The sequence below is a fragment of the Pseudomonas sp. RL_5y_Pfl2_73 genome (genome assembly GCF_963970515.1).
In the GTDB taxonomy this organism is placed as follows: Bacteria; Pseudomonadota; Gammaproteobacteria; order Pseudomonadales; family Pseudomonadaceae; genus Aquipseudomonas.
Genome location: NZ_CAXAPD010000011.1, coordinates 58,504 through 81,316 on the forward strand (window position 1 = coordinate 58,504; position 22,813 = coordinate 81,316).

20 protein-coding genes are annotated in these 22,813 nt (G+C 59.0%); 11 read left to right on the plus strand and 9 right to left on the minus strand.

Going from position 1 to position 22,813, the window contains the following annotated elements:
- Positions 1–15: 15 nt before the first annotated feature.
- Positions 16–729 (plus strand): PA5502 family lipoprotein, encoded by a 714-nt coding sequence (locus tag AACY42_RS12950; protein WP_339479803.1) that lies wholly within the window; start codon positions 16–18, stop codon positions 727–729.
- A gap of 105 nt (positions 730–834) precedes the next feature.
- On the opposite strand, the gene katE is transcribed toward AACY42_RS12950, so the two are convergent.
- Positions 835–3,015, minus strand: coding sequence for a catalase HPII (gene katE, locus AACY42_RS12955; protein WP_339479939.1), 2,181 nt, complete (start codon positions 3,013–3,015; stop codon positions 835–837).
- Positions 3,016–3,236: 221 nt separating this feature from the next.
- Here katE and AACY42_RS12960 point away from each other — a divergent pair, with 221 nt between their 5' ends.
- The 3 genes from AACY42_RS12960 to AACY42_RS12970 all read left to right on the plus strand — a co-directional run bounded on the left by AACY42_RS12960 (position 3,237) and on the right by AACY42_RS12970 (position 5,783).
- Positions 3,237–4,244, plus strand: coding sequence for a methionine ABC transporter ATP-binding protein (locus tag AACY42_RS12960; protein WP_339479805.1), 1,008 nt, complete (start codon positions 3,237–3,239; stop codon positions 4,242–4,244).
- On the plus strand, positions 4,244–4,918 hold the full coding sequence (locus AACY42_RS12965; RefSeq protein WP_014335809.1) for a methionine ABC transporter permease: 675 nt from the start codon (positions 4,244–4,246) through the stop codon (positions 4,916–4,918). The genes AACY42_RS12960 and AACY42_RS12965 overlap by 1 nt, the downstream gene beginning before the upstream one ends.
- Before the next feature lie 91 nt (positions 4,919–5,009).
- The gene (locus AACY42_RS12970) at positions 5,010–5,783 is read left to right on the plus strand and encodes a MetQ/NlpA family ABC transporter substrate-binding protein (protein WP_339479806.1); all 774 of its coding nucleotides are present in this window, start codon (positions 5,010–5,012) and stop codon (positions 5,781–5,783) included.
- 102 nt (positions 5,784–5,885) lie between these two features.
- On the opposite strand, the gene AACY42_RS12975 is transcribed toward AACY42_RS12970, so the two are convergent.
- On the minus strand, positions 5,886–6,245 hold the full coding sequence (locus AACY42_RS12975) for a DUF6124 family protein (protein ID WP_339479807.1): 360 nt from the start codon (positions 6,243–6,245) through the stop codon (positions 5,886–5,888).
- Positions 6,246–7,758: 1,513 nt separating this feature from the next.
- Between AACY42_RS12975 and AACY42_RS12980 the strand changes: the two genes are divergently transcribed.
- Entirely contained in the window at positions 7,759–8,133 is a 375-nt protein-coding gene (locus AACY42_RS12980; RefSeq protein ID WP_339479809.1) for a lysozyme inhibitor LprI family protein, read from the plus strand.
- Between the two features lie 349 nt (positions 8,134–8,482).
- On the plus strand, positions 8,483–9,607 hold the full coding sequence (locus tag AACY42_RS12985; RefSeq protein WP_339479940.1) for a GGDEF domain-containing protein: 1,125 nt from the start codon (positions 8,483–8,485) through the stop codon (positions 9,605–9,607).
- Positions 9,608–10,070: 463 nt separating this feature from the next.
- On the opposite strand, the gene AACY42_RS12990 is transcribed toward AACY42_RS12985, so the two are convergent.
- The 4 genes from AACY42_RS12990 to AACY42_RS13005 form a co-directional block, all read right to left on the minus strand.
- On the minus strand, positions 10,071–10,424 hold the full coding sequence (locus AACY42_RS12990) for a VOC family protein (RefSeq protein ID WP_339479810.1): 354 nt from the start codon (positions 10,422–10,424) through the stop codon (positions 10,071–10,073).
- A 44-nt stretch (positions 10,425–10,468) separates the two neighbouring features.
- Complete coding sequence (locus AACY42_RS12995; RefSeq protein WP_339479812.1) at positions 10,469–11,524, minus strand: NAD(P)/FAD-dependent oxidoreductase; 1,056 nt, start codon at positions 11,522–11,524, stop codon at positions 10,469–10,471.
- 278 nt (positions 11,525–11,802) lie between these two features.
- Complete coding sequence (locus tag AACY42_RS13000; protein WP_339479813.1) at positions 11,803–12,690, minus strand: lysophospholipid acyltransferase; 888 nt, start codon at positions 12,688–12,690, stop codon at positions 11,803–11,805.
- 43 nt (positions 12,691–12,733) lie between these two features.
- Positions 12,734–13,291 (minus strand): DNA-3-methyladenine glycosylase I, encoded by a 558-nt coding sequence (locus tag AACY42_RS13005; RefSeq protein WP_339479814.1) that lies wholly within the window; start codon positions 13,289–13,291, stop codon positions 12,734–12,736.
- A gap of 81 nt (positions 13,292–13,372) precedes the next feature.
- On the opposite strand from AACY42_RS13005, the gene glyQ reads away from it, so the two are divergent.
- The 4 genes from glyQ (at position 13,373) to AACY42_RS13025 (ending at position 17,769) form a co-directional block, all read left to right on the plus strand.
- Positions 13,373–14,326 carry a glycine--tRNA ligase subunit alpha gene (gene glyQ, locus AACY42_RS13010; RefSeq protein WP_003177094.1) on the plus strand — a complete coding sequence of 318 codons (954 nt, stop codon included), beginning with the start codon at positions 13,373–13,375 and terminating at the stop codon, positions 14,324–14,326.
- Positions 14,323–16,374 carry a glycine--tRNA ligase subunit beta gene (gene glyS, locus AACY42_RS13015; protein ID WP_339479815.1) on the plus strand — a complete coding sequence of 684 codons (2,052 nt, stop codon included), beginning with the start codon at positions 14,323–14,325 and terminating at the stop codon, positions 16,372–16,374. Before glyQ ends, glyS begins: the two co-directional genes overlap by 4 nt.
- A 4-nt stretch (positions 16,375–16,378) precedes the next feature.
- Positions 16,379–16,918, plus strand: a complete 540-nt coding sequence (gene gmhB / locus AACY42_RS13020) for a D-glycero-beta-D-manno-heptose 1,7-bisphosphate 7-phosphatase (protein ID WP_339479942.1) — start codon at positions 16,379–16,381, stop codon at positions 16,916–16,918.
- A gap of 80 nt (positions 16,919–16,998) precedes the next feature.
- On the plus strand, positions 16,999–17,769 hold the full coding sequence (locus AACY42_RS13025; RefSeq protein ID WP_339479816.1) for a lysophospholipid acyltransferase family protein: 771 nt from the start codon (positions 16,999–17,001) through the stop codon (positions 17,767–17,769).
- A gap of 508 nt (positions 17,770–18,277) precedes the next feature.
- On the opposite strand, the gene AACY42_RS28635 is transcribed toward AACY42_RS13025, so the two are convergent.
- Complete coding sequence (locus AACY42_RS28635; RefSeq protein ID WP_445261539.1) at positions 18,278–18,598, minus strand: phytanoyl-CoA dioxygenase family protein; 321 nt, start codon at positions 18,596–18,598, stop codon at positions 18,278–18,280.
- Positions 18,599–18,803: 205 nt separating this feature from the next.
- Positions 18,804–20,321, minus strand: a complete 1,518-nt coding sequence (locus tag AACY42_RS13030) for a sensor histidine kinase (RefSeq protein WP_339479817.1) — start codon at positions 20,319–20,321, stop codon at positions 18,804–18,806.
- Positions 20,322–20,543: 222 nt separating this feature from the next.
- Here AACY42_RS13030 and AACY42_RS13035 point away from each other — a divergent pair, with 222 nt between their 5' ends.
- Positions 20,544–21,278 (plus strand): response regulator transcription factor, encoded by a 735-nt coding sequence (locus AACY42_RS13035; RefSeq protein ID WP_339479818.1) that lies wholly within the window; start codon positions 20,544–20,546, stop codon positions 21,276–21,278.
- A 62-nt stretch (positions 21,279–21,340) separates the two neighbouring features.
- Here the strand turns inward: AACY42_RS13035 and gabP are convergent, their stop codons facing one another.
- Positions 21,341–22,735, minus strand: a complete 1,395-nt coding sequence (gene gabP / locus AACY42_RS13040; protein ID WP_339479819.1) for a GABA permease — start codon at positions 22,733–22,735, stop codon at positions 21,341–21,343.
- Between the last annotated feature and the right edge of the window lie 78 nt (positions 22,736–22,813).

The window sequence follows — 22,813 nt, forward strand, 5'->3', positions numbered from 1 at the left end:
TAGAGAGTCGCAGGAATGAAGCCGTTCACCTCCCGTTATCTGCTCCTTGTCGCATTTTCCCTGCTGCTGGGCGCCTGCCAGAGTACACCGCCGGTCACCCAGGCCCTCGATACGCGGGGCCCGGCCATCGCGCAGTTCGAGCAAAGCCTGGCCAGCAATGAACTGGCCACCGCCGAAAACCAGCTGGCCGCCTTGCAAGCCCAGTCGCCCGCAGATCGGTCGCTGGAACCCTACCAGCGGCAACTGGCCGAGGCGTATTTGCGCCGCAGCCAGATCGATCTGCAAAAAGGTGACGTCAACGCCGCCGCCGCCGCCCTGAGCCGGGCCCGAGCGCTGATGCCCAAGGCCCCAGCCCTCACCGGCGAGGTCAATAGCGCCATTGCCGAAGCCCGCAAGGCCGACCTGGATAAAGCCGAGGCCGACCTCAAGGCCGCCGAAGCCAAACCGGTCGCCAAAGTGATCGACCCCAGCGCACCCAGCACCACGGTTGCGCTAAACCTCGCCGATATACAGCAAATGCGTCGACAACTGGATGCCATCGCCGCCGACGTGGTGAATTATCAGTGTGACGTCAGCATCCAGGCGCCGCGTACTGATGATTATCCTTGGTTGGCGACGTTGCTGAGCAAGCGGGTCAAGAAACTCGACCCGGGGTTTGATTTGAAGCTGCAGAAGCAGATTCTGCGCAGTGTGCCGGCGCAGATGGTGCTGACACCGCGTAAGCCTTAAAAGCATCGCGAGCAAACTCGCTCCCACATGCGGTTTAGTGATCGATACCTAACCCTGTGGGAGCCAGCCTGCTCGCGATAGTGCCCTACCAGACAACAAATCTCCTTAGGCCGGAACCGCCTTGGCCTTAGCCTCCCGCGCCCAAACCCGATGCTGAGCAATCGCCGCAAAAAACCGCGAAAAACCGCTCGCATCCGCATCTTCGATCAACCCCGCATCCACCTCCAGCTTCAACTCCACCAACAACTGCCGGGCTTCACCATGAAGCCCAATGGCTTTCAGATGCTTATAGGCCTCCAGCACGTAATGCAACGCCACGCCGTCGCGACTCAAGGCCTTGATCGACTCCGCGCCACCGGGCACGAACACCGCGTCAAAGGCAATCGACGGCAAGCCTTCCATGGACGCATCCACCCCCAGCGTTTTCCCATCGGCCGTGGTCACCGGTGCGGAGGTCGGCCCCAACACTTTGGCGTGGGCGCCCTCGGCCTTCAGGGCCTTCTTGAGCGCATCAATGATCGCCCCATCGACACCGTTAGCCACCAACACCGCCACTTTCCGCGTCTTGATATCGCCGGATAGCAGGTTCGCCTGGCTCAAGGCCGGGGATTGCTCCAGCGAGGGCGTTGGCACATCGACAGTACCGGCGGTGGGTGCCGGCAGCCCCATGTTCTTGGCGACTCGCCCGGCCAGCTCCAAGTCGATGTTGGCGAGGATCTCATTGACCTGCCGCGCCCGGATGAACTCCCGCTCCACCTTGCCCAGCTCGAAGCTGTAGGCGGCGATGATGTGCTCCTGCTCATGAGGGCTCATGCTCTTGTAGAACAACCGCGCCTGGGAAAAATGATCACCGAACGAATCGCTGCGTTGGCGGATCTTGAAGGCGTCGATGCGCTCTGGATAACTTTCAAAGCCGCCGTCCTCCGGGCCAGGCGGGGCTTCCTTCGGCCAGCCGCTGTCGATGGAGTTCGGCTCGTAGGACGCACGCCCTTTGTCGATGGTGGTGCGGTGCATCGCATCGCGCTGGCCGTTGTGTACCGGCGTGAGCGCCCGGTTGATCGGCAGCTCATGAAAATTCGGCCCACCGAGTCGGCTGATCTGCGTATCGGTGTAGGAAAACAGCCGCCCTTGCAGCAACGGGTCATTGGAAAAGTCGATGCCCGGCACGATGTGCCCGGGGCAGAACGCAACTTGCTCGACTTCGGCGAAGAAATTGTCCGGGTTGCGGTTCAGCACCATCTTGCCCAGGGGCGTGATGGGCACCAGCTCTTCAGGAATGATCTTGGTCGGGTCGAGCAGGTCGAAGTCGAATTGATGCTCGTCTTCCTCGGCGACGACTTGTACGCCAAATTCCCATTCCGGGTAGTCCCCCATCTCGATCGATTCCCAGAGATCGCGACGGTGGTAGTCCGTATCTTTACCCGCCAGTTTCTGGGCTTCGTCCCATACCAACGAGCAGGTGCCGACGGTAGGGCGCCAGTGGAATTTGACGAAGCTGCTTTTGCCTTCGGCGTTGATCATGCGGAAGGTGTGCACACCAAAACCCTGCATCGCACGTAGGCTTTTTGGAATGGCCCGGTCAGACATCGCCCAGATCACCATGTGGGCCGACTCCGGCACCAGCGAGACGAAATCCCAGAACGTGTCGTGGGCCGAGCCGCCCGTAGGAATTTCGTTATGGGGCTCGGGTTTTACCGCGTGGACAAAGTCCGGAAATTTCACCGCGTCCTGAATGAAAAATACCGGCATGTTGTTGCCCACCAGGTCGAAGTTGCCTTCATCGGTGAAGAACTTCACCGCAAAGCCACGCACGTCCCGCACGGTGTCGCCGGAGCCGCGTGGGCCTTGCACAGTGGAAAAACGCACGAACACCGGAGTTTTCTTGCTTGGATCTTGTAGGAAACCGGCCTTGGTCAATGCCGAATGCGCATCGTAGCTCTGAAAATAACCATGGGCGCCAGTCCCGCGGGCGTGGACGATGCGCTCCGGGATACGCTCATGGTCAAAGTGCGTGATTTTTTCACGCATGATGAAGTCTTCCAGCAGCGAAGGGCCGCGGGGGCCGGCGCGCAGGGTGTTCTGGTTATCGGCGATCTTCACCCCCTGGTTGGTGCGCAACGCCTGTTCGGTGGCGTCGCAACGAAACTGTTCCAGGTTCTCGAGCTTGGCGTTGGTGTTGCCGCGATCCAGCGTGTCGGTACCGGCCAGATGGCTCTTGTTGACCGTGGGCTTTTGGGTACTCATCAGGCATGACTCCTCTTTGCGTTCCTCGCCGTGGCCAGGAATCTGAGTTCGATGCCGCAGGTGTATGACCCGGGCATTTCGAGTGACTTAATGAGTGACCGATGCTGTTTGGCCGTGTTCCTTTTTTATGGCCATTGATCGCGTTATTGCCAAATGACAGGTCTGATCGCAAATAAATGCTAAGAACCTCTATACGGACAGGCTAAAATGCGCGCCCGGCTAACCGCTGATCCTTTTCCAACGCGCCCCACAAGGTTCGCTACGTGATTGAGTTTCAAGATGTCCATAAAACCTACCGAGTCGCCGGTAGGGATATCCCCGCCCTGCATCCGACCAGTCTGACGATTGAGAACGGTCAGGTCTTCGGCCTGATTGGCCATTCCGGTGCGGGAAAAAGTACCCTGCTGCGCCTGATCAATCGCCTGGAAGATTCCACTGGCGGCAAGATCATCGTCGACGGCGAGGAAGTCACCGCCCTCGACGCCAGCGGCCTGCGGCGCTTGCGCCAGCAAGTCGGGATGATTTTCCAGCACTTCAACCTGCTGGCGTCCAAGACCGTGGCCGACAACGTGGCGCTGCCGCTTACGCTGGCCGGCGAATTGTCCCGCAGCGAAATCGACCAGCGCGTCGCCGAGTTGCTGGCGCGGGTGGGCTTGTCCGACCACGCCCGCAAATACCCGGCGCAACTGTCCGGCGGCCAGAAGCAGCGCGTCGGTATCGCCCGCGCCCTGGCGACCAAACCCAAGATCCTGCTGTGCGACGAGGCCACCAGCGCCCTCGACCCCCAGACCACCGCCTCGGTGCTGCAACTATTGGCGGAAATCAATCGCGAACTGAAGCTGACCATCGTGCTGATCACCCATGAAATGGACGTGATCCGCCGCGTCTGCGATCAAGTGGCCGTGATGGACGCCGGCGTGATCGTCGAGCAAGGCCCGGTGGCCCAGGTGTTCCTGCACCCCAAGCACCCCACCACCAAGCGTTTCGTCCAGGAAGACGAGCAGATCGACGAAAGCGAACAGCGCGACGACTTCGCTCACGTTCCCGGGCGCATCGTGCGTCTGACGTTCCAGGGCGACGCGACCTACGCGCCATTGCTCGGCACCGTCGCCCGGGAAACCGGCGTGGACTACAGCATCCTGGCCGGCCGTATCGACCGCATCAAAGACACCCCCTACGGGCAACTGACCCTCGCCATCACCGGCGGTGACATGGAGGCCGCGTTCGCCCACTTCACCGCGGCCGATGTCCACATGGAGGTGCTGCGCTAATGGAACTGTTGAATTCGTTTTTCTCCAACATCGACTGGCTGGAAATCTGGCTGGCGACGGGCGACACCTTCCTGATGCTGTTCGGTTCGCTGTTGTTCACCGTGCTGCTCGGCCTGCCGCTGGGCGTGCTGCTGTTTTTGTGCAGCCCGCGCCAGTTACTCGAAGCCCGGGGCGTTTATGCGCTGCTGTCGCTGATCGTGAACATCCTGCGTTCGCTGCCGTTCATCATCCTGTTGATCGTGATGATCCCGTTCACGGTATTGATCACCGGCACCTCCCTGGGCGTGGCCGGCGCGATTCCACCACTGGTGGTCGGCGCCACACCGTTCTTCGCTCGCTTGGTGGAAACCGCCCTGCGCGAAGTCGACCGCGGCATCATCGAAGCCACCCAGGCCATGGGCGCGACCACGCGGCAGATCATCGTCAACGCCTTGCTGCCAGAAGCCCGTCCGGGCATTTTTGCAGCGATTACAGTGACAGCGATTACGCTGGTGTCCTACACGGCCATGGCCGGTGTGGTCGGCGCCGGTGGTTTGGGCGACCTGGCAATCCGCTTCGGCTACCAGCGTTTCCAGACCGACGTTATGGTGGTCACGGTGGTGTTGCTGCTGGTGCTGGTGCAGGTCCTGCAAACCGTGGGCGACAAGTTGGTTGTGCATTTTTCTAGAAAATAAGGCCTCGCGGCCAATAAACCATGAGCCGGCCATTCGCTGGCAGGCGCCAAGAGCAGGCGCCGCAAGCGGGCACTCAAAAGGAGTTAGCTGAATGAAGAAACTACTGGTTGCCTTCGCTGCCGCCGCAGCGTTTTCCGCCCACGCCGCCGACACCCTGACCGTCGCGGCCAGCCCGGTCCCGCACGCGGAAATCCTCGAATTCGTCAAACCGGCATTGGCCAAAGAAGGCGTGGACCTCAAGGTCAAAGTCTTCACCGACTACATCCAGCCGAACGTACAAGTTGCGGAAAAGCGCCTGGACGCCAACTTCTTCCAGCACCAGCCGTACCTGGATGAGTTCAACAAAGCCAAGCGCACGCACCTGGTGAGCGTGGCCGGTGTGCACCTGGAACCACTGGGCGCGTACTCCAGCAAGTACAAGGCACTGACAGAACTGCCGGGCGGCGCCAACGTGGTGATCCCGAACGACGCCACCAACGGTGGCCGTGCGCTGTTGCTGCTGGCTAAGGCTGGGGTGATCAAGTTGAAGGATTCGAACAACATCCTGTCGACCGTCAAGGACATCACCGAGAACCCGAAGGATCTGAAATTCCGTGAACTGGAAGCAGCGACCATTCCGCGGGTGCTGACTCAGGTGGACCTGGCGTTGATCAATACCAACTATGCGCTGGAAGCCAAGCTTGATCCTTCCAAGGATGCGCTGGTGATCGAAGGTAACGACTCGCCTTATGTGAACATCCTGGTGGCCCGTCCGGACGACAAGGACAGTGCGGCGATGAAGAAGCTGGTGGCTGCGTTGCACAGCCCGGAAGTGAAGGCTTTTATTCTTGAGAAGTACAAAGGCGCGGTTTTGCCGGCGTTTTGATCTGATCGGGTGGTGAAAAAAACGGGGCTGCGTGGGAATGCAGGCCCGTTTTTTTATGCTCGGAAATGTGCGGCGTCACGGAAAGGTCCGCAAGATCACGGGCTAACGCGGATCAACGTTATCCAACACCCGATTCGCCAGCAATGAACTCAATTCGATCAATTGCTGGATGCCGAGAAGGATGTGACGACGCGGACCTTCCAGGTCGAAAGCCAGGTTGCTGACCATCGCGTCGGCTGCCGCCAGGGTTTCGCTTAGGTTGGCGAGGAGGGATTCGTTGTCGGCGTTTTTTGCGACGGTGAAGAGCTGGCCCGGTTGGGACCCATCTTCGGACTTTTCCGGTTTTGGTAGCAGGTAGTAATCCAAGGCGCGATTGGTGGCTTCGTCGTGTTTCTTGGCTTTGGATTTGGTTCGCGGGGAAGCTTGGTCCGCCTCTGGCGGATTCGGTGTAGGTTTAATCATGTGCTTAAGTCCTATAGGTGAAGCCGCAACCCTCTAGCTACTAAACAAGGGGTGGCAGCTGTACGCAGGTTAGTAGACCGGGGACTTAGCAAGCCGGCGCGCCCGAGAGCGCCCTGCGCACAACCGCCATCAAATACAGGCATGGAGATACCTGACTGATAGAGCTTTGCACCTTACTAAATACCTCGGGCTACTAAACCCGACCACTGATGGGCAGTGGCAGGGAAACGATAGAACCCAGGGACAAGGCGCACAAGCGGGCGGATTCTGGCGTAGTTGTAGGCAATGGCGCAAGGATGTGTAGCTTGAGGGAAGGATCACGCCAGCGGAATAAACAGGGCTTATTTTGGCCCGTAAATTGGGGCTAGACGGGTTTTCGGTTAGGGTTTGAAGTGGATGATGCGGCTTAGTCTGTAGGCATTTTTCGGGGAGGGTGGGGGGCTGCTTTGCTGCCCAGCGGGAGCAAGCTCTCATGGAACAAATTGCAACCATGTGATTTTTAAGGCTGGAAATACATGTCGATCGTTCCCACGCTCCTGCGTGGGAATGTCGCCAGGGACGCTCCGCGTTCCGCTTCTGGAAGGTGACGCAGAGCGTCACGGGATGCATTCCCACGCAGAGCGTGGGAACGATCAAAAACGCAAGCACTTGATTTTCTATAACAAATTCCAGGTCAAGGCTGCACGGTAGCGAGAATGTTCAATTTCCACTGAAAATGTGGTTGCCCAGAATCTATGGCCAACTATCAGACCGCCTTCGCGAGCAGGCTCGCTCCCACAATTGGACCGGAGTACGACCGGAAGAGCCAGGTCGGCTATGAGGCCGCCTCGCGACGGACGTTGATCTCGGCGCCCCGTTAACCACGATGGCCGAACGCAGGTATTGCGCAGTGGGCCCACGGAGCAATGCCTTCGTTCGGGCATGCCGAGCCTAAGCGAGGCACCAAGTGGTGGGGCAAAGCGCTTTTGGTTACTTTTGGCGCTCTTCCAAAAGTGACCCGCCGTCAGGGCGGAACCCTAAGTGGCCGTTACCGCAGCGATGGATATGTACTCGGCCATAATCCTGGCCAACCGTCAGACTGACTTCGTGCGCAAGCTCCTATTCAAAAACTCAGGTATCTGATCTTCTAAATAGATTCCAAGGCGCAGGCTACACAGTGGCGAAAGGGTTCACTCTCCTATACGTGGTCACAGCATGCTATGCCAACAACGACTCCACGCCGATACCGTGTGGGCCGCTCTCCCTCTCGGGTGCGAACACGCCAGTGATAACTGCGGCCTCTGTCCTGCGCGCACCTCCTATCTGAGGCCGAATAATTGTTTGCTGCGCGACAGCGCAGCGTCGAAGACTCGGCGGGAACGACCACCACAGCAATCACTCCCACCCCCTATCAACATTTGCCCATTGTTCGGGCCGAATGAACCCTAGGATCTGCTTCATTGTTCTACAACCCGCATGATAAATTCCCCGCCGCGTCCTCTAATGAGTAGAGGGCATTCAGGGAGAGAAGTAAGTGATCAAGTCTTTGTTGGTTGGGGCATTGCTGGCAATGGCATCAGCATCGGCATCTGCGATGAGTTGCGATAACCCTAGAAACGCCTATGACAAAACCTATTGCGCGTCGCTGAAAATGGTTCAGTCGGATCAGGACATCAATGATCAATACAAGAAGACGATGAGTGCGCTGAACCCGGATCAAAAGAAAAAGGTGAAAACCGCTCAAATCCAGTGGATCAAAATTCGCGACAACGCCTGTTCCAACAATGGTCTGCTTTACCTGAACTGCGCCAACGAGAAGACCGAGGCGCGTATCGTCATACTCAAAGCTATCGAGCGCGAGTGCCGTGCTGCCGGTTGCGACGACGCTAAGCTGTCGCAAGTCGAGTAACCCGTAAACAATCAGCACGTCGGGCTTGCAGTCGTCCCCCCCAAAAAACCCGACGTAAAGCGTCGGGTTTTTCTTGGCCGGGCTCACCCGCTATCGCGGCTCAACGCTATCCAACACCCGATTCGCCAGCAACGAACTCAATTCGCACTTGCCCCTTTTTTCATGCCCGCTTGCATCCTGGAGTGCCAGGCTCGCAGCGCCACGCACTCTTCAGGCACGGGAGTTGCAAAAGCGAGATGAAGATCCCAGCGACGCTTCGCTAAATCCCCTCGTCACAGTAATTCAGTTGTTTACGCTGATAGCAGGGTGCCACAATCGTTTTTTGTTGCGTCATAACCAGGTGGTTCAAATGCATGGCCCAAGATTGCGCAATGGCCAGGATTTTGTAATAGCCGAGCAAGTGCGCACCGACCGCTTGCAGCAACTGTTTCGCCAATCCGTTTCTGCGGTTTTGGGCAGTTACCTTGCGGCCATCATACTGAGTTGGCTGTGTTGGGATCGGTTTGAGCACAGCGCTATTTTTTGGTGGCTGGCCATCCTGAGCGCATCGACGCTATTGCGTATCGCGATGTTCGTTGCCTATTTTCGCAGCGACGAACGTCAGCGCACACCTGAACATTGGGAGCGCAAATACTGGGTCACGCTGGTGCTATCCGCCAGCATCTGGGGCGGCGGGGCGTTCGTTCTCATGCCGGCGGACGATCTGTTGTCACAGGCGTTGGTCATGCTCTTTACGGTCGGCATGTCCGTCAGCGCGGTCTCCTGCTACTCGGCTTACCGCGATATGACACTGGTCTCCATTGGCGTGGTGTTGTTGCCGTGCACGATATGGCTGCTGTTTCAGCCGTCCCCGATTCAAGTCGGCATGGCACTTTCGATTTTGGTGTTCGCGGCATTTGCGGCCCGCGCCACGCACAAAATGTCCCAGGCACTGGAGATCGCCTTTCGACTCACCCGTGAAATGGAACAGGCAAACAGTATTTCAACCCGCGCCGCTCAAACCGATGAACTGACCGGCCTGAAGAGTCGACGGGCTTTTTTCGAGCATGCCCAGCAGCTCTACGACGAATGTCAAAGCAACCAGTTGGGGTTGTGCGCGGTCATGTTGGACATGGACCACTTCAAGCACATCAACGACACCTACGGCCATCAGGTCGGGGATCAGGTTTTGCGCCAGATGGGAGGAGTCATCAGTTCGTCGTTTCGGGCAACGGATATTCACGGGCGGCTAGGTGGCGAAGAGTTCGCCATTCTGCTTCCGGATACCTCCATCGAAGTCGCTACCCAGATTGCAGAACAGCTCGTCGATACGATTGCGGGTTTGATGATCGAGCCTGTTCACTGCATATCAGCCAGCCTCGGCGTCGCGTCGACGAAAGCCTGCAATAAGGATCTTCACAGCTTGATGAACGATGCGGATAAAGCCCTGTATCGGGCGAAGGCGTTGGGGCGTAATCGAGTGGCTGTTGCTTAGTCGGGTTGGCTTTGCCCAGCGCGAAACCAAAAAAAACCGCCAATTCGGCGGTTTTTTTGTATCAGCAGAAAATCAGGTTCGGGCACCAGCCATTCGGCCAACGGGCTCAAGCTCCTTACCTTTGGCGAGGCTTACCGACAAGAATTGGCGCTCAATAGTGGTCGCGCAGCCAGCCAGACGGCGGGCTTCTGCTTGGTACTGAGCTGCAAGCAATGGCTTTGGAGTGCGCCTGGAAGCCTTCAGGGAAAACTCACAATAGAATTGGGGTTCAGGCTAATAGATGATCATGTTGGCGACTTCCTCGACGCGCGCCGCGCGCTGGATGCCAGAGCAAGTGCGATATTTCTGACTGGACGGCAATCCGACGGATCTAGGGATGACTTTGCCATCCCAACGTCGCCGATATCGCAGGCCTTTAATCATGGACACGATTGAGGCTTTGCGCCTCGTGATCAATCAACCATCAAGAAGCCGACCACACCGCCAGCTCATAGCCATCCGGGTCGATAAAGTGGAAACGTCGGCCACCCGGGAACGCGAACACTTCACGGCTGATGGTCGCTCCTGTGGCCTGGAGCCTGAGTTGGGTAGCCTCAAGGTCATCCGCGTACAAGATGATCAACGGGCCGCCCGGGCGCACCGTTTCGCCGGTCGTGAAGCCACCGGTTAGGCGACCGTCGCTGAATTCGGTATAGGTCGGGCCATAGTCGACGAAACTCCAGCCGAATACGCTTGCATAGAAGGCTTTGCTGCGGGCGATGTCGCTGACATTGAACTCGATGTTATCGATCTGACGGTCTTTATCTTGAATGCCCATTGACGCTTCCTTGGCTGATTTGGGAGTAAGCGAGCTTAGGCCATTTACCCCTCCCGAGCTTGGAAAAATCGATCCGGACGACAGGGGTTGAGGGCGGAGCAAGCCTTGTCGCTGAGGATTTCTTCGCTGGCAAGACGACCCACAATCGCCGCCAGGGTTACGCCGGGGTGCATGACGCACACGTATACGCCGCCAACCTGCGCAAGATAACCAATGATAGGGAGGTCATCGGCAGGCATGGGCCTGTATCCGACACGAGCCGATTGCAGATCCAGGGAGACAACGCCGTGGAGTTCGCTTTTGATGGCGTTGGCGGTGCGCTGCGCGATCTCCGATGGTTGGTTTTCCAAGGCGTCGCCCAGGTAGTCTTCGGCCGCCAGCAACGCACCCTCCGGGGTTTGCCTCACTTCCATTTCAGGGCTGGAGATGAGGGTGCGTACCAGGTTGGGTGGCGAGTTGTAGCGGATGAAAATTGCCGGGGAGGCTTCTATGGGCAGGCGGACGTCAAGCAGGTTGGTCAGCTTCGTGATGCCTGTACCGGCTGCCAATACGACGATATCGGCTTCGATGACGCCCGCGGCGGTTTCAACGCCCCGCATGCTGGAACCCTGGGTTTTAAAGCCGAGAACCGGCGTTTGAGTGAGCACTTTCGCGCCATTCGCTTGAGCACCGGCGATCAACGCATGGGTTGCTGCTACGGCGTCCAGTGCTCCTTCATCGGCTGCATACGAAGCCTGTTGAGGAGGGTTCTTGAGGTTTGGCTCAAGCTCACGGATCTGTGATTGGGATATTCGGCTTACCGACGCTTTTGAACTCGGGTCGTAAGATAGGGCGCCAGTCCATTGGATCTTCAGGCCGGGCAGATGTGTTTCGAGTTGGCGGTATTCCTGGATGGCAGCACCGCGCAATGGCGCAATGGGGTCGGGTTCGCCATGGGAGGTGTTGATCCAGGCGAATGAGCTGCCGGTCACGCCTGACGCGATGCCTTCGGCCTCGACCACGGTGACATTCGCGCCTTTGATCGCCAGATGGTAGGCCAGGGATGCGCCTACGATGCCGGCACCGATTACGATGACGCGTTTGCCTGGATCGTTATCCATTCGGTCTCCGTTGGGTTTGCCTGGGGGAATACGTTAGCTCGGTTGGGGCTGCTGCGCAGCCCAGCGGGAGCAAGCTCCCCCGCCACTGGAGGGTCGGGTCAGTTGGTTAGGCTGCGGCTGTCAGGGCGCTATCGCGAGCAAGCTCGCTCCCACAGGGATTGGGGATGGATGCGATGTCTGTGAACAAATCCGAAAAAACTGTGGGAGCTGAGCTCGGCTCCCACAGGGGTTCTTGGGTGTTCACGATCAAGCATTCACCACACCCAAGCAGCAGGCCTTCAGTACCACCGTGCCTCGCCCGGCGGGCGTTTCTTGAAGCGTTTCATGCTCCACATGTACTGGCTCGGGTAGGCCCGCACGTAGCGTTCCACCACTTGGCTCATGGCGGCGCAGGACGTTTCAGTGTCGGTGCTGTACATGGCCTCCGGGGCGGCTTCGAGGATGACTTTGTAGCCCGAACCGTCCGGCAGGCGCAGGGCGTGGAGGAAGACGCCGACGGCTTTGCCGCCAGCGAGCATGTTCGGCACGAACTTGCTGGTCAGGGCCTGGGTGGCGAAGAAGGGCACGAAGATGCCGGCGGATTCGGCCGGTTCCGGGTCGGCGGGGATGCCCACCTGGCCGCCTTTGCGCACTTCCTTGATGACGCTGAGGATGCCTTCCTTGGTGGATGCCGCGACTTTGTTGCCCAGTTGCACGCGCTGCTTGCGCAGCAATTCATCCACCGCCTTGAGCTTGGGCGGACGGTAGAAAATGATCGGTTTGCACTGGCTGCAATAGAAGTGGTTGAGCACTTCCCAGTTGCCCAGGTGGCTGGTGATGCCCACCACACCTTTGCCCGAGGCCAGGGCTTGTTTCAGCACCTCCAGGCCTTCGACTTCGCGCACCAGTTCAATGGAGCGCTGGGCCGGCCAGATCCAGGCGCAGGCGCTTTCGGTCAGGGACTTGCCGATGTCCTTGAGGCTCTGGCCCACCAGGCGTTCGCGCTCGGCCGGGGCCATCTCGGGAAAACACTTGGCGAGGTTGATCCGCACCACGTCGCGGGAACGGTTGGGAAATTTCCACATGAACCAGCCAATGGCCGAGCCCACCGCCTGCACCGCTCGCCAGGGCAGCAGCGCAAACAACCGCAGAGCGCCGACCAGCAAGGCGCCTTTCAACTTATCCACAGGTCACTCCTGAATGTATGGGCCGTGTTGCGAGCCGGCTATTCTAACCGCCGTTTACCAACGCGGCGTAGCGGTCGCAATCTTGGGTGTGGTCCATGACCATGCCCGAGGCTTGCATCAAGGCGTAGCAAATGGTCGGTCCGACAAAGGTGAACCCGGCTTTTTTCAAGCCTTTGCTCATCGCCAGTGCCTCGGGCGTGATGGCCGGCACGTCGAGGCGGTCCTTGAAATGGTTGATGATGGGTTTGTCGCCCACGAACGACCAGAGAAACGCCACCGGGTCTTCCAACGCCAGCCAGGCCTGGGCGTTGCGGCGGGCCGCCTTGAGCTTGAGGCGGTTGCGGATGATGCCGGGGTCGAGCATCAGCTCATCGATTTCGGCGTCGCTCATCTGCGCCACCCGCTGCACATCGAAGCCGTACAGCACCTCCCGGTAGCGCTCGCGTTTGCGCAAAACGGTGATCCAGGACAAACCGGCCTGGAACCCTTCGAGCAAAAGCAACTCGAACAAACCCTGCGCATCGCGCAGCGGCGTGCCCCACTCCTGATCGTGATAAGCCATGTACAACGGATCGTCAGAACACCAAAAGCAGCGTGGCATAAGGCTCCAGGGGGCGTGCGCACGAACGAATCGGGTATACTCCCGCTCTTTAAATCGCAGCCCAAGAAACAGGTGAATTTCGTGAGCCAGCCTACGCCAGCCGTGCGTACCTTCCAAGACTTGATCCTCGCCCTCCAGCAATACTGGGCCGAGCAAGGTTGCGTGGTACTTCAGCCCTACGATATGGAAGTAGGTGCCGGCACTTTCCACACTGCCACGTTTCTGCGTGCCATCGGCCCGGAAACCTGGAACGCCGCTTATGTGCAGCCCAGCCGCCGCCCGACTGACGGCCGCTACGGCGAAAACCCGAACCGTCTGCAGCACTACTACCAGTTCCAGGTCGTTTTGAAGCCGAACCCGGAAAACTTCCAGGAGCTGTACCTGGGCTCGCTCAAGCATGTGGGCCTCGACCCGCTGGTGCACGACATTCGTTTCGTCGAAGACAACTGGGAATCGCCAACCCTGGGCGCCTGGGGCCTGGGCTGGGAAGTCTGGCTCAACGGCATGGAAGTGACCCAGTTCACCTACTTCCAGCAAGCAGGTGGCATCGAGTGCTACCCGGTCACCGGCGAGATCACCTACGGCCTGGAACGCCTGGCCATGTACCTGCAGGGTGTGGACTCGGTCTACGACCTGGTATGGGCCGATGGCCCGTTCGGCAAAGTGACCTACGGCGACGTGTTCCACCAGAACGAAGTGGAACAGTCGACCTACAACTTCGAACACGCCAACGTCGAGAAGCTGTTCGAGCTGTTCGATTTCTACGAAAGCGAAGCCAAGCGCCTGATCGAGCTGGACCAGCCGCTGCCATTGCCGAGCTATGAAATGGTGTTGAAGGCGTCCCATACCTTCAACCTGCTGGATGCACGTCGGGCGATTTCCGTGACCGCGCGCCAGCAATACATCCTGCGTGTACGCACCCTGGCGCGTTCCGTTGCGCAAGCCTACCTGCTGGCCCGTGCCAAGCTGGGCTTCCCGATGGCGACCCCGGACCTGCGTGATGAAGTGTTGGCTAAGCTGGAGGCTGCACAATGAGTGCTCAAGATTTTCTGGTTGAACTGGGCACCGAAGAACTGCCACCCAAAGCCCTGAACACCCTGGCCGATGCGTTCCTGGCCGGTATCGACAAAGGCCTGCAAGCCGCCGGCCTGAGCTACGAAGCCAAACAGGTGTACGCCGCGCCGCGCCGCCTGGCCGTGCTGATCACCGCCCTGGCGACCCAGCAGCCAGACCGCAGCATCAACCTCGACGGCCCGCCACGCCAGGCCGCGTTCGATGCCGACGGCAACCCGACCCAAGCTGCCCTGGGCTTCGCCAAGAAGTGCGGCGTGGACTTGAGCGAAATCGACCAGAGCGGCGCGAAGCTGCGCTACAGCCAGAGCATCAAGGGCAAGCCGACCGCCAGCCTGTTGCCAACCATCGTCGAAGACTCTCTCAATGACTTGCCGATCCCCAAGCGCATGCGCTGGGCCGCGCGCAAGGAAGAGTTTGTGCGCCCGACCCAATGGCTGGTGATGTTGCTCGGTGACCAGGTCATCGATTGCACGATCCTGGCCCAGAAGGCCGGTCGCGATTCCCGCGGTCACCGCTTCCATCATCCACAGAGCGTGCGCATCACCTCGCCGGCCAACTACCTGGCCGACCTGCGTGCCGCCTACGTGCTGGCCGACGCTAACGAGCGCCGCGAGTTGATCAGCAAGCGCACCGAAGAGCTGGCCACCCTGCAGGAAGGCACCGCCATCGTGCCGGTCAACCTGCTGGATGAAGTGACCGCGTTGGTGGAATGGCCGGTGCCGCTGGTGTGCTCGTTCGAGGAACGTTTCCTTGAAGTGCCGCAGGAAGCGCTGATCACCACCATGCAGGACAACCAGAAGTACTTCTGCCTGCTGGACGCCGAAGGCAAGTTGCTGCCGCGCTTCATCACGGTTGCCAACATCGAAAGCAAGGATCCGCAGCAGATCATCGCCGGTAACGAAAAAGTCGTTCGCCCGCGCCTGACCGACGCCGAGTTCTTCTTCAAGCAAGACAAGAAACAGCCCCTGGAAAGCTTCAACGAGCGCCTGCGCAACGTGGTGTTCCAGGAAAAACTCGGCAGCGTCTATGACAAGGCCGAGCGCGTTTCGAAACTGGCGGCGTTCATCGCCCCGCGTATCGGCGGCGATGCCCAGCGCGCGGCCCGTGCTGGCATCCTGTCCAAGTGCGACCTGTCCACCGAAATGGTCGGTGAGTTCCCGGAGATGCAAGGCGTCGCCGGTTACTACTACGCCCTCAACGATGGTGAGCCGCAAGACGTGGCCCTGGCACTGAACGAGCAGTACATGCCGCGTGGTGCTGGCGCTGAGCTGCCGACCACCCTGACCGGTGCGGCCGTGGCGATCGCTGACAAGCTCGACACCCTGGTCGGCATTTTCGGTATCGGCATGCTGCCCACCGGCAGCAAAGACCCTTATGCCTTGCGTCGTGCCGCACTGGGCGTGTTGCGGATCCTGATCGACAAGCAGTTGGACCTGGACCTGAACGACGCCGTGGCGTTCGCCGTCAACGCGTTCGGCAGCAAGGTGAAGGCTGCCGGCCTGGCCGAGGCGGTGCTGGAGTTCATCTTCGATCGCCTGCGTGCGCGTTATGAAGACGAAGGTGTCGAGGTCGCGACCTACCTGTCGGTGCGTGCTCTGAAACCGGGTTCGGCCCTGGACTTCGACCAACGCGTACAAGCGGTGCAGGCGTTCCGCAAATTGCCGGAAGCAGCAGCGCTGGCGTCGGTGAACAAACGTGTGTCGAACCTGCTGAGCAAGGCTGAGCCTTCAGTCAAAGCCGTTGAAGCACGTTACTTTGATAATGCCGCCGAGTTTTCGCTCAACTCGGCGATTCAACAGGCCTATGCGTCGGTGCAACCGCTCATGGAAAAACGCGATTATGCCGAGGCACTGGCGCGCCTGGCGGCACTGCGCGAGCCGGTCGATGCGTTCTTTGAAGCCGTGATGGTGAATGCGGACAACGAAGACGTTCGCAGAAACCGTTATGCATTGCTGACCCGCCTGCGCAGCCTATTCCTCAATATCGCCGATATTTCCGTGCTGGGTTGAGGAGCTGCTGTTGAAACTGCTGATTCTCGATCGGGACGGGGTGATCAATCACGACTCCGACGCTTACATCAAATCGGTGGAGGAGTGGTTGCCGCTGCCCGGATCGATCGAAGCCATCGCGCAGTTGAGCAAGGCCGGCTGGACGGTGGCCGTTGCCACCAACCAGTCGGGCATTGCCCGCGGTTATTATGACCTCGCCGTCCTCGACGCCATGCATGAGCGCTTGCGCGCCCTGGTGGCGGAGCAGGGCGGGGAGGTCGGCTTGATCGTCTATTGCCCGCACGGGCCGGACGACGGCTGTGATTGCCGCAAGCCCAAGCCGGGGATGTTGAAAACCATTGCCGCTCACTACGATGTGGCCTTGGCAGGTGTGTGGTTCGTCGGTGACAGCCTCAGTGACCTGGAGGCGGCCAATGCCGTCGATTGTCAGCCAGTTTTGGTAAAGACCGGGAAAGGCGAAAAGACTCTGGGCAAGACCCTACCGGTGGGCACCTTGATTTTTGACGACTTGGCGGCGATTGCCGCTGAACTTATCCACAATTAGAGCGCCCAAGACAACCTGATCAAGGATTGTTCGGGAAGCGCTTGAACAGGCGGGCATAGCCCGCAACGGTAAATGCCGCTATGTCGATATTGCAGGCCATCAGAGCCTTTCTCTTTTACCTGCTGTTGGGCACCAGCTCCTTGCTCTGGTGCTCCCTGAGTTTTTTCATCGCGCCTTTCTTGTCGTTCAAGGCGCGCTACCGCTTCATCAATGTGTACTGGTGCCGTTGTGCACTGTGGTTGAGCAAGGTGTTCCTGGGCATCCGCTATGAAGTGAAGGGCGCCGAGAACGTGCCTGACCGGCCCTGTGTGATCCAGTCCAACCACCAGAGCACCTGGGAGACATTCTTTCTCTCGGCCTATTTCGAACCGTTGAGCCAGGTCCTCAAGCGTGAACTGCTGTTCGTGCCGTTCTTTGGCTGGGCCATGGCCATGCTGCGCCCGATCGCCATCGATCGCGACAATCCCAAGGTGGCCCTCAAACAGGTCGCGAAGAAGGGCGACGAACTGCTCAAGGATAACGTTTGGGTGCTGATCTTCCCCGAGGGCACCCGTGTTCCTTTTGGAACCGTCGGCAAATTCTCCCGCAGCGGTTCGGCATTGGCGGTGAATGCCGAACTGCCGGTGCTGCCGATTGCACACAATGCCGGCAAATTCTGGCCCAAGGCGGGCTGGATCAGAAAACCAGGCGTCATCACCGTGGTGATTGGCGCGCCGATGTATGCTGAAGGCACTGGCCCCCGTGCCATCGCCGAGCTCAATGACCGCGTACAAGCCTGGAATGAACAAACGCAACGGGAGATGGGTTCGCTGCCTCCGACACCGGCCACCATCGACCAGCTCGCTGTTTGAGATTTGTGGATAACCTGTGTACGGTTTTTTCGAAATCCGTTGCTTTTGTGCTTTATCTCTATGTTTTTAATACATATTTCATAAACACATAAAACCCGTTCCTAGGTGCATAAGTTTTTATAGCGGCAAAAAATCGCAGCCTTCGGCAGCTCCACGCTTTTGTGGGAGCCGCCGTAGGCTGCAATATTTTTTGGGCTGCAAGCAGAGTCCGAAAAATGTAGGTTAAGGTTTTCCGATTACCATGGTGGCCTGGATTTCCGTCGTCCTGCTCGCGGCTCTGTCGCTAGACAAAATCTCATGTCTGGTTGATGAGCTCCAACCCAGCTGCGACTAGGCAATGCTTAGAAAACAACTTTGGTTAAGCGCCGGTAGGTCCGTGCCCGCTTCATAAATGATCTTGATCGAATTTTTCTTCCCGCAGGAACGACCTACGACCCTCGGTCTGTTCAGCCCTCAGCATTAACCTCCGCGCCCACGATTTTTCCAGGTTGGCTGCGCCCCAATACCGTCATCGGATCCTCGAACCCATGGACATAGCCCAGCACTGATAGCCCATAAGACGCAGCAATTCGTCTGGCAGCGTACGAGCAATCTCCAGCGGGCAAGACAAAAACTGATTCTCCTCTTGCCGAAGCCAGCCGAGCGCATAAGTCAGGTTAATTGCCGACCTGACTCGGTCGGAGCGATTGGCTCCGCCACCGTGGTAAACCTTTCCGTCATAGATAAGCACCGATCCCTTTTCCATCTCTGCTGGGAAGCTTTCCGCGATCTCAAATTCTACGCTGCGTCCCGCTCGGTGACTGCCGGGTACGATACGCGTGGCACCCATCTCGGGTCTGTCTGCCGATTTGAACTAGAAAAAGGCATCGATTGGACGACGCTAGATTCGTGGCCGACACTAACCTCGAGCATGAACATGTTAAGCAAGCCCGACTGAAAGGCACGTAACTGTATAGGTAATCCGAATCAGCGTGCTGAGACGCTCATGTCGCGGTTGGGCTGCGCCAGAAACAAATCCGCCTGGCAGATTTCTTTTAATCTTCCAGCAACGGAAAGCGCAAACTGAACGTCGTGCCTTCACCTAATGCGCTCAGACATTCGATTTGCCCACCATGCCGATCCACCACGGCCTTGACCATCGATAATCCCAAGCCAATTCCATCGACCCCGTGAGCCGAGGAAAACCGTCGGTACTGACTGAACAGGTCCGGCAGTTCTTCGTCGCTGATGCCCTTGCCCTGGTCAGCAACATTGCAGATCAACCCGCCCGAGGTGCAATGAACCTGCAGCGATATGCAGGTGTCGGGCGCGCTGTACTTGATGGCATTTTCCAGCAGATTGAACAGTGCACGGGTCAGCAACGGTTGATCCGCCCTCACCATCGCCTCTTCATCTTCTATTTCATGAACCAACTGGATGCGCTTTGCCTGGGCGATGGGCAGCGCCTGGTCGAGCACGTCCAGCACCAACATGGCGAACAGCGTCGGCTGGAATTGATACGCCTCGGATTCGGCCTTGGCCAATTGCACGAAGCCCTCGGTCAGGTCCAGGGCGCGACGTACCTGGCGCTCGATCTGGTCGAACAGCGGATTATCCCCACCTCCCTGGTATCGCTGCACATCGAGCAGGGCAAGGATCGCCGAGTGCGGAGCGCGCAAGTCATGGGAAAGGAAACGCAGCATGACGCTGCGCTGCTCTTCAGCCTCACGTTCGGCGCTCAGGTCGGTGAGGCTCAACAACCAGCCAATCGGCGCATCGCCATCAACCGGCAATAACGCCGCCCGTTCCAGGCGCAAGCTGCGCTCGCGAATGTCGCGAAACTCCACCAAGGGCAATGTGGATAACCGGTGATGCACCCCATGCTCCAACCCTGGATAGCCCAATTGCCCGAGATGCTCCAGCACGTCGCCGCCCGCCAGACCGTGGCCGAACAACTCGCGCGCCTTGCGATTGCCGAGCAACAGCATGCCTTGGGGATCGCTGATCATGGTTGCCACCGGCAGGTATTCCAGGCCATCGGCAATGAAGCGCCGGGTGTCGCGGGTGCGACTCATGGCCTGTTCCAGGGCCATGATCTGACCCTGCAAGCGGTCGCTGCCGGCGTAGGAGGCGCGGCGACGTTCCGGGAAGACCTTGGGCTCTGCGTCCAGGCGGGCCAGCTCCCAGCCGAAATAGGCCAATACCACGCTCAGGCGCCGCCAATTCCAGATCAGGTAGCCAAACATGATGCCCAGCACACTCGCCATGGGCGACCACCACCAACCCCGCGCGCCCACCACGGCGCTGATCAACAGGGCCAAGCTCATGCCGCCCACCGTCGTCCATAAGGCCAAGCGCGGGCGCAACAGCAGCAAGCCCAATACACACCCCACCAGGCCCATCGACAACAATGCGGCGCCCGAACGGTTGCCGGTTGTTTGGCTGCTCAACGACAACAAGGCCGTCAACGGCAACAGCAACAGACTTATCCACAACCATTCCCGCACCAACTGACGAAACAACCGCTGGACTTGGGTTGGCTCACGACTTTCACGCCGACGCTGAATACTCATAGGCCTCCTGGCCAAACTCAAGGACTGGGGATTTCTTCACAGGCCTGCAAAGCCCACGACTATAACGGACTCGTTGGGTGGCGCGCTGCTACCTTTCCCTCTGTGCCGCGAGCCGGTATTGTCTCAGCCAGCGATAGGTCAATGACATCAAGTCAGCCACTGGCGGCCTTTCATTGCCACCTGAAGATGTCCGTTACTCTCGAGATCAAGGAATCGCATTCCATGCGTGTCGCCATACTGGACGATGAACCGGCTGAGCTACGCCGGGTAGAACAGACCCTGCAACAAATCCCTGGCAGGGGCGAGCAAGCCTGGACCCTGCACAGCTTTGAGCGAGGCGAGGACTTGTTGCGACAACTGCGCCGGGAAACCTTCGACCTGTTGGTCCTAGACTGGCAACTGCCGGACATCAGCGGGCTTTCGCTGCTGCGCTGGACCCGCGAGCATATGGATTCGCCACCGGCCGCCATCATGCTGACCAGCCGCGACGGCGAGCACGACATCGTTCAGGCCCTCAACGCCGGTGCTGACGACTATGTGAGCAAACCCTTCCGGCCCAACGAGCTCAAGGCCCGGGTCACCGCCGTGCTGCGCCGTCACAACCTGCAACGCGCCCCCGCCAGCGACGTGCTGGTGTTCAATGACCTGGCGTTCGACGACGCCGAGCTGACCATCACCCGCGCCGGCATTCCCATCAGCCTGACCGAGCGGGAATACCGCTTGGCCCGCTGCCTGTTCGCCAATCTGGGCCGGCCGCTGTCTCGGGAGTATTTCTACGAACGCTTCTGGACTCACGAGGAAATGACCTCGTCCCGCCCGCTCGACACCCACATCTACCGCCTGCGCAACAAGCTCGGTCTGACGGCAGACCGGGGTTGGCAATTGTTGACGATTTATGGGTATGGGTATCGGTTGGAAAGTGTGGCAGCGGGGAGCGAAGCGTCTGTCGCGAGTTAGCAAAAAAGGCCAACGCATAAACGTTGGCCTTTTTCGTTGGGGATGAACCCTGGGTGATCGTCTCACCTGGCCATCTGTAGCTCTTTTCCTGCCTTGGCGATCCGACGGCGCTGCACCAGCAATCCGGACGCGACGACCAGTAGGCTGAGCAAACCGGTCGCGAGGATTTCCACACGGTGAGCTTCCTGGAACAGCATGATGGTCAAGGCTCCCACAATGAAGACGATCACCGCGTAGGTCAGGCCGGGGAACAACCACATGCTGAAGGCAACTTTTTCACCACGGGCCATGCGTTGTTTGCGCATGCGCAGCTGCGAAATCGCGATGACCAGGTACACCAGCAACGCAATGGCGCCGGAGCTGGCCAACAGGAAATCAAACACAGCAGCCGGCGCCACGTAGTTGGCGAATACCGCCAGGAAGGCAGCCCCGGTCGACAGCATCACCGCCCAGTGAGGTGTACCGCTCTTGTTGGTGCGCTGGGAAACGGCCGGTGCATCACCGCGCTTGCCCAACGAGAACATCATCCGCGAAGCCGTATACAGCGCCGAGTTCAGACAGCTGGTGACCGCCACCAGGACGACGATATCGACGATCAGTTTGGCATTGGGGATGCCCATTCGTTCCAGTACGGTCTGGTAGGAACCGACGCTGGCCAGGAGCGGATCGTTCCAGGGCACCAGGGCGACGACGATGAAGATGGACACGAGATAGAACAAGCCAATCCGCCAGATGACCGAGTTGGTCGCCTTGGCAATCTGCTGGCCAGGGTTCTTCGATTCGGCCGCCGCGATGGTCACGATCTCGGTGCCCATGAACGAAAACATGGTGGTCAGGATTGCCCCCAACACCGCGCCCATACCGTTGGGCAGAAAGCCCTGGGTGTCGAACAGGTGCGAAACACCGCTGACCTGGCTGGTGGGCAGCAAACCGAATATCGCCATCACACCCAGACCAATGAAGCCGATGATCGCCACCACCTTGACCAAGGCGAACCAGAACTCGAATTCCCCGTAGTTCTTCACGCTGAACAGGTTGGTGACCGTCAGCAGTAGGGTGATGACCAAGGTGAAGGCCCAGATCGCCACGTTCGGAAACCAGGCATGCAGGATCGTCGCGGCGGCGTTGGCCTCCAACGGAATCACCAGGACCCAGAACCACCAGTAGAGCCAGCCGATGGTGAAACCGGCCCAATGACCGATCGCATGGTCAGCATATGTCGAGAAGGAACCGGTGTCCGGCGATGCCACCGCCATTTCACCCAGCATCCGCATCACCAGCACCACCAGGGCACCCGCGGCGGCATAGGCCAGCAGCACGGCCGGACCGGCCGCGGCGATAGCGTGGCCGGAGCCAACGAAAAGGCCAGCGCCGATGACGCCGGCGATGGATAGCATCGTTACATGCCGGGGTTTGAGCCCTTGCTCCAGATGATTGGAAGTTTGCGTACCGCTCATTGAGACTATCCTTGGTATTGGATTGATTCGTGCCACCTCGTACCCACCGCTTCCTGTCAAATTAAAGAAACGATGTGT

Coding starts and splice junctions, on each gene's coding strand:
- AACY42_RS12985 (WP_339479940.1), top strand. CDS start 8,483: ATGCATGGCCCAAGATTGCGCAATGGCCAGGATTTTGTAATAGCCGAG.
- AACY42_RS12965 (WP_014335809.1), top strand. CDS start 4,244: ATGGAACTGTTGAATTCGTTTTTCTCCAACATCGACTGGCTGGAAATC.
- AACY42_RS13030 (WP_339479817.1), bottom strand. CDS start 20,321: ATGAGTATTCAGCGTCGGCGTGAAAGTCGTGAGCCAACCCAAGTCCAG.
- AACY42_RS12970 (WP_339479806.1), top strand. CDS start 5,010: ATGAAGAAACTACTGGTTGCCTTCGCTGCCGCCGCAGCGTTTTCCGCC.
- AACY42_RS12995 (WP_339479812.1), bottom strand. CDS start 11,524: ATGGATAACGATCCAGGCAAACGCGTCATCGTAATCGGTGCCGGCATC.
- glyS (WP_339479815.1), top strand. CDS start 14,323: ATGAGTGCTCAAGATTTTCTGGTTGAACTGGGCACCGAAGAACTGCCA.
- AACY42_RS13035 (WP_339479818.1), top strand. CDS start 20,544: ATGCGTGTCGCCATACTGGACGATGAACCGGCTGAGCTACGCCGGGTA.
- AACY42_RS13005 (WP_339479814.1), bottom strand. CDS start 13,291: ATGCCACGCTGCTTTTGGTGTTCTGACGATCCGTTGTACATGGCTTAT.
- AACY42_RS13025 (WP_339479816.1), top strand. CDS start 16,999: ATGTCGATATTGCAGGCCATCAGAGCCTTTCTCTTTTACCTGCTGTTG.
- AACY42_RS28635 (WP_445261539.1), bottom strand. CDS start 18,598: ATGGGTGCCACGCGTATCGTACCCGGCAGTCACCGAGCGGGACGCAGC.
- AACY42_RS12950 (WP_339479803.1), top strand. CDS start 16: ATGAAGCCGTTCACCTCCCGTTATCTGCTCCTTGTCGCATTTTCCCTG.
- AACY42_RS12975 (WP_339479807.1), bottom strand. CDS start 6,245: ATGATTAAACCTACACCGAATCCGCCAGAGGCGGACCAAGCTTCCCCG.
- AACY42_RS12990 (WP_339479810.1), bottom strand. CDS start 10,424: ATGGGCATTCAAGATAAAGACCGTCAGATCGATAACATCGAGTTCAAT.
- gabP (WP_339479819.1), bottom strand. CDS start 22,735: ATGAGCGGTACGCAAACTTCCAATCATCTGGAGCAAGGGCTCAAACCC.